This window comes from Luteibacter sp. KNZ12-1A, from assembly GCF_056755675.1.
In genome coordinates, this window is record NZ_JBPGXU010000039.1 from 26802 (window position 1) to 32805 (window position 6004).

Here is a 6004-nt window from a genome sequence, read left to right on the forward strand (position 1 = left end):
GGTCGGAATCGGTATCACTGCTTGTCGCAATGCAACACACCGCTGACGGCGGAGACCGCGTGGCGCGGTGCTAACATGACCGCTTACGTCGCGGTGCCGCCGCCGCGTCCGCCTTCCTTTTTCCCGTTACGTCCCACAGGATCCCATGGCCATCTCCGAGGAACTGAGGCAAGCCGCTCTCGAATATCACCGCCTTCCCCGACCGGGCAAGATCAAGGTTACGCCGACCACCTCGCTGCTGACGCAGCGCGATCTCTCGCTCGCGTATTCGCCCGGCGTGGCCGCCGCGTGCGATGCCATCGTCGCCGATCCCGGTGAGGCCGCCGAACTCACGGCGCGATCCAACCTGGTCGCGGTGATCTCCAACGGCACGGCGGTGCTGGGGCTCGGCAACATCGGCGCGCTGGCCAGCAAGCCGGTGATGGAAGGCAAGGGTGTGCTGTTCCAGAAATTCGCCGGCATCGACGTGTTCGACATCGAGATCGACGAGGCGGACCCGGACAAGCTGGTGGAGATCATCGCCAGCCTCGAACCGACCTTCGGCGGCATCAACCTCGAGGACATCAAGGCACCGGAGTGCTTCATCGTCGAGCGCAAGCTGCGCGAGCGGATGAAGATCCCGGTCTTCCACGACGACCAGCACGGCACCGCGATCATCGTCGGCGCCGCCGTCATCAACGCGCTGCTGGTCACCGGCAAGAAGATCGAGGACGTGAAGCTCGCCACCACCGGCATGGGCGCCGCGGGCATCTCCTGCGTCGACATGCTGGTGACGCTGGGCATGAGGAAGGAAAACATCCTCGCGTTCGATCGGGACGGCGTCCTGCACACCGGCCGCACGGACCTGGACCCGGACAAGCAGCGTTATGCGCGCGACACCGACAAGCGCACGCTGGCCGAGATCGTCGAGGGTGCCGACATCTTCCTGGGTCTTTCCGCCGGTGGCATCCTGAAGCCGGAGATGGTCGCCACGATGGCCGCGCGGCCGATCATCTTCGCGCTGGCCAATCCCAATCCGGAGATCCTTCCGGAGGATGCGAAGGCCGTGCGCCCGGATTGCATCATGGCGACGGGCCGCTCGGACTATCCGAACCAGGTCAACAACGCCTTGTGCTTCCCGTACCTGTTCCGTGGCGCGCTGGATGTCGGCGCGACGGTGATCAACGAGCAGATGAAGGTCGCCTGCGTGAAGGCGATCGCGGAGCTGGCGCGGCGCGAGGCCTCCGATGTGAGCGCGCGCGCCTATGGCGGCAAGCCGCCGAGCTTCGGGCCGGAATACCTTATCCCGCAGCCGTTCGATCCGCGCCTCCTGATCCAGTTGCCACCGGCCATCGCCCGGGCGGCGATGGATTCCGGCGTGGCCGCGCGGCCCATCGAGGATTTCCCCGCCTACATCGAGAAACTGACCAGTTTCGTCTTCCGCACGGGCCTGCTGATGAAGCCCGTGTTCGACCGTGCCAAGGCCGATCCCAAACGCGTGGTGTACGCCGAGGGGGAGGAAGAGACCGTGCTGCGCGCCGTGCAGACGGTGGTGGACGAGGGCCTGGCCAGGCCGATCCTGGTGGGACGGCCGGACGTCATCGAGCGCCGCATCGCGCGCGCGGGCCTGCGCTTGAAGCCGGGCGTCGACTTCGAGATGTGCAACATCCATTCCGATCCGCGATTCGAGGACTACTGGCGCCTCTATCACTCGATCATGGAACGCCAGGGCGTGACTCCCGCCTCCGCGAAGGCGGTGGTGCGTTCGCGGCCGACCGTGATCGCCGCGCTGATGGTCGAGCGTGGCGAAGCCGACGCCATGATCTGCGGGCTGGTGGGCACGTATCACAGCAAGCTCGAATACATTACCAACATCATCGGCCTGGACGACGGCATCGCCGAGGCGTCGGCGATGGCTGCCGTGGCGACCGAGAAGGGCACGTTCTTCTTCCTCGACACCTATGTGCAGGACGACCCCAGCGCGGAGCAGGTAGCCGAGGCGACCCTGCAGGCATCCATCCGCCTGAAGCTGTTCGGTATCCAGCCGAAGATCGCGCTGCTCTCGCACTCGAATTTCGGTGGCCGCGAGACGCGGAGCGCCCGCAAGATGCGCGACGCGCTGAAAATCATCCGGGAGAAAGTGCCCCGGCTCGAGGTCGAGGGCGAGATGCAGGCGGACGTGGCCCTGACGCCGGAATTGCGCGAGCGGATCTTCCCGAACTCGCGCCTGGAAGGTAAGGCCAACGTCTTCGTCTTCCCCAATCTCGACGCCGCCAACACCGCGTACAACATGGTCCGCGTGCTCTGCGACGGAGTGGTCATCGGCCCGATCCTGATGGGCGTGGCCAAGCCGGCCCACATCCTCACGCCTCAGGCCACGGTACGCCGGGTGGTCAACATGACCTCGGTGGCCTGTGTCGAGGCGCAGATCCGGGCGGGGAAGCCACGGACGGTCGTAACTGATTGATCGGTCTGGATGTCGGTGGATATGGGGGCGATCCAAGCCCCCCATACCACCGCGTATGCGGAAACCTTGAGTTATCATGGAAAGGTTTTCCCGCCACCCCAGCGGCCCTCTTCAGTCCCCATGAGCGCGCGTCACGCGCGAGCGGAGCATCCATGGACCAGATCGACGATATCCTTCACCAGGACCTCGACCCCACCGAAACCCGTGAATGGGTCGAGTCGCTCAACGCCGTCATCAACCACGATGGCACCGAGCGCGCGCATTACCTGCTGGAGCGCATGGTCGACTCCACCCGTCGCGCCGGCGGCTACCTGCCGTTCGACCCGACCACGGAGTACGTCAACACCATCCCGCCGCACATGGAAGCGCGCAGCCCGGGCGATGCCGCGATCGAATGGCGCATCCGCTCGCTGATCCGCTGGAACGCCCTGGCCACCGTCGTGCGCGCCAACCGCAAGCCCGGCGACCTCGGCGGCCACATCTCCAGCTTCGCCTCGTCGGCCACGCTGTACGACGTGGGCTTCAACCATTTCTGGCGCGCCCCGAGCGCCGACCACCCGGGCGACCTGGTGTTCCACCAGGGCCATTCGGCGCCGGGCGTCTACGCGCGCTCCTTCCTCGAAGGCCGTATCGGTGAAGACCAGCTCGACCTCTTCCGCATGGAAGTGGAAGGCAAGGGCCGTGGCCTCTCGTCCTACCCGCATCCCTACCTGATGCCGGACTACTGGCAGGTGCCGACCGTGTCGATGGGCCTCGGTCCCATCCAGGCGATCTACCAGGCGCAGTTCTGGAAGTACCTCGAACATCGCGGCCTGATCCCGAAGAGCGACCGCAAGATCTGGTGCTTCATGGGTGACGGCGAGTCGGACGAGCCGGAATCGCTCGGCGCGATCTCGCTGGCCGGCCGCGAGGGCCTCGACAACCTCATCTTCGTCATCAACTGCAACCTGCAGCGCCTCGACGGTCCCGTGCGCGGCAACGGCAAGATCATCCAGGAACTGGAAGGTGTCTTCCGTGGCGCCGGCTGGAACGCGATCAAGGTCGTCTGGGGCAGCTATTGGGATCCGCTCCTGGCCCGCGACACCACCGGCAAGCTGCGCCAGCTGATGATGGAAACCGTCGACGGTGAATACCAGGCGTGCAAGGCGTTCGGCGGCGCGTACACGCGCGAGAAGTTCTTCGGCAAGTACCCGGAGACGGCCGCGCTGGTGGCCAACATGTCCGACGACGACATCTGGCGCCTGAACCGTGGCGGCCACGACCCGCACAAGGTCTATGCGGCTTACCACGCGGCGGTGAACACCAAGGGCATGCCGACCGTCGTCCTCGCCAAGACGGTGAAGGGCTACGGCATGGGCGCCGCGGGCGAGTCGCAGAACCCCGCGCACAACCAGAAGAAGATGGATACCGATGCGATTCGCGCGTTCCGCGATCGTTTCAACATCCCCGTGCCCGACGACAAGCTGGACGAGGTGCCGTACTACCATCCGGGCAAGGACTCGGAGGAAGTGCAGTACATGCTGGAACGCCGCCGCGCGCTGGGCGGTTCGTTGCCGCAGCGTCGCCGCAAGGCCGACCAGTCGTTCAAGGCGCCCACCCTCGAGGCGTTCGAGCAGATCACCAAGGGCACCGGCGATCGCGAGATCTCCACGACCATGGCCCTGGTCCGTGGCATGAACCTCATGCTGCGCGACAAGGAACTCGGTCCTCGCCTCGTGCCGATCGTGGCCGACGAAGCCCGTACGTTCGGCATGGAAGGCATGTTCCGCCAGATCGGCATCTATGCGCCGTTCGGCCAGAAATACCGTCCGCAGGATGCCGACCAGCTGCTGTACTACCGTGAGGACCAGAAGGGCCAGGTGCTGCAGGAAGGCATCAGCGAAGCCGGCGGCATGAGCGCCTGGCTCGCCGCGGCCACGAGCTACAGCATCAGCAACGTGCCGATGCTGCCGTTCTTCATCTATTACTCGATGTTCGGTTTCCAGCGCATCGGCGACCTGTGCTGGGCGGCGGGCGACATGCGTGCGCGCGGCTTCCTCATCGGTGGCACCTCGGGGCGCACCACGCTCAACGGCGAGGGCCTGCAGCACGAGGACGGCCATTCGCACCTGCTTTCCGGCGCCATCCCGAATGTCATCTCCTACGATCCGACCTTCTCCTACGAGCTGGCGGTGATCCTGCAGGACGGCACGCGCCGCATGATGCAGGAGCAGGAAGACGTCTACTACTACATCACCGTGATGAACGAGAACTATGCCCATCCCGACCTGCCCAAGGGCAGCGAGGAAGGCATCGTCAAGGGCATGTACCTGTTCAAGGACGGTGGCAAGGCGAAGAAGAACGAGCCGCGCGTGCAGCTGATGGGGTCGGGCACGATCCTGCGCGAGGTGATCGCGGCCGCCGAATTGCTGGAGAAGGATTTCGGCGTGACGTCGGACATCTGGTCGGTGCCGAGCTTCTCGGAGGTTCGCCGTGAAGGTTTCGACGCCGAGCGCTGGAACCGGCTGCACCCGGAAAGCCCTCAGCGCGTGCCGTACGTCACCGGCTTGCTTGCGGACCGCCAGGGCCCCGCCATCGCCGCCACCGACTATGTCCGCGAATTCGCCGACCAGATCCGCGCCTTCATGCCGGACGGCATGCGTTACACGGTGCTCGGCACCGACGGCTTCGGCCGCAGCGACACGCGGGCGAACCTGCGCAGCCACTTCGAGGTGGACCGCTACTGGATCGCACATGCGGCCCTCGCCGCCCTGGCGAAGGACGGCAAGGTCAACGCCAAGGACGTCAGCCGCGCCATCAAGGAATACAAGCTCGACATGGACAAGCCGAACCCGATGACGGTCTGACCGCCAGCGCGATGGAACGTGAACGAAGGCCGGAGCGATCCGGCCTTCGTCGTTTTCGCATCACGCGGTATCGATGGGCATGCTGTTATCCATGACCCTGTCGACATATGCGGATCCATGCCATGCGCCTAGCCTTCCTTGCCGCCATCGCCTTGAGCCTGGCCGCCTGCGCCACGGCGCCGGCGGATCACGGTTCGCGTTCCCGCCTGTTGTACATCGCCGCGACGAAGGCGCCGTGCACGAACGGCGTCATGAAGACGGAGTGCTTCCAGTACCGCGAAGAAGCCACGGATGCCTGGCAGGTGACCTACGTGCCGATCGAGGGCTTCGACTGGCAGCCGGGCAACGAATACCTGCTGAAGATCACCGAGGTGCACGCGAAGGAAGCCCCCGAGGACGCGTCACGCGTGACATGGCATGTTGACAAGGTGGTCGAGCAGCATCCGGTGAAGTGAAGGTGGTGGGGCCCTGGTGGGAGCCGACCCTGTCGGCGATCCCGCGGCAGCGGGCCGGTTTCCTGCACGGCTCGGCTTCGCCCTCGCGTTGGGGTTGGGGGCGTGGGGCAGAGCCGTCGGCCGCCACCCTCGTCGCTCCGGTTACACCGTCGCTCGGGAAAGGAAGCCGCTGCGCGGCCGTGTTCTATGGCTGGCGCCCCGTCGCGCCCGTCGCGCCGGGCGGGGTTTCCGACTCGCCTTCCATGGCTCGGCGGAAA

3 protein-coding genes are annotated in these 6004 nt (G+C 65.7%); all 3 read left to right on the top strand.

Going from position 1 to position 6004, the window contains the following annotated elements; translation table 11 throughout:
- Positions 1–145: 145 nt before the first annotated feature.
- The 3 genes from ACR9ZJ_RS10185 (at position 146) to ACR9ZJ_RS10195 (ending at position 5747) form a co-directional block, all read left to right on the top strand.
- Complete coding sequence (locus ACR9ZJ_RS10185; RefSeq protein ID WP_481281710.1) at positions 146–2446, top strand: NADP-dependent malic enzyme; 2301 nt, start codon at positions 146–148, stop codon at positions 2444–2446.
- A gap of 152 nt (positions 2447–2598) precedes the next feature.
- Positions 2599–5292 carry a pyruvate dehydrogenase (acetyl-transferring), homodimeric type gene (aceE, locus tag ACR9ZJ_RS10190; protein ID WP_481281709.1) on the top strand — a complete coding sequence of 898 codons (2694 nt, stop codon included), beginning with the start codon at positions 2599–2601 and terminating at the stop codon, positions 5290–5292.
- A gap of 122 nt (positions 5293–5414) precedes the next feature.
- Complete coding sequence (locus tag ACR9ZJ_RS10195; protein WP_481287690.1) at positions 5415–5747, top strand: DUF4377 domain-containing protein; 333 nt, start codon at positions 5415–5417, stop codon at positions 5745–5747.
- Positions 5748–6004 lie beyond the last annotated feature (257 nt).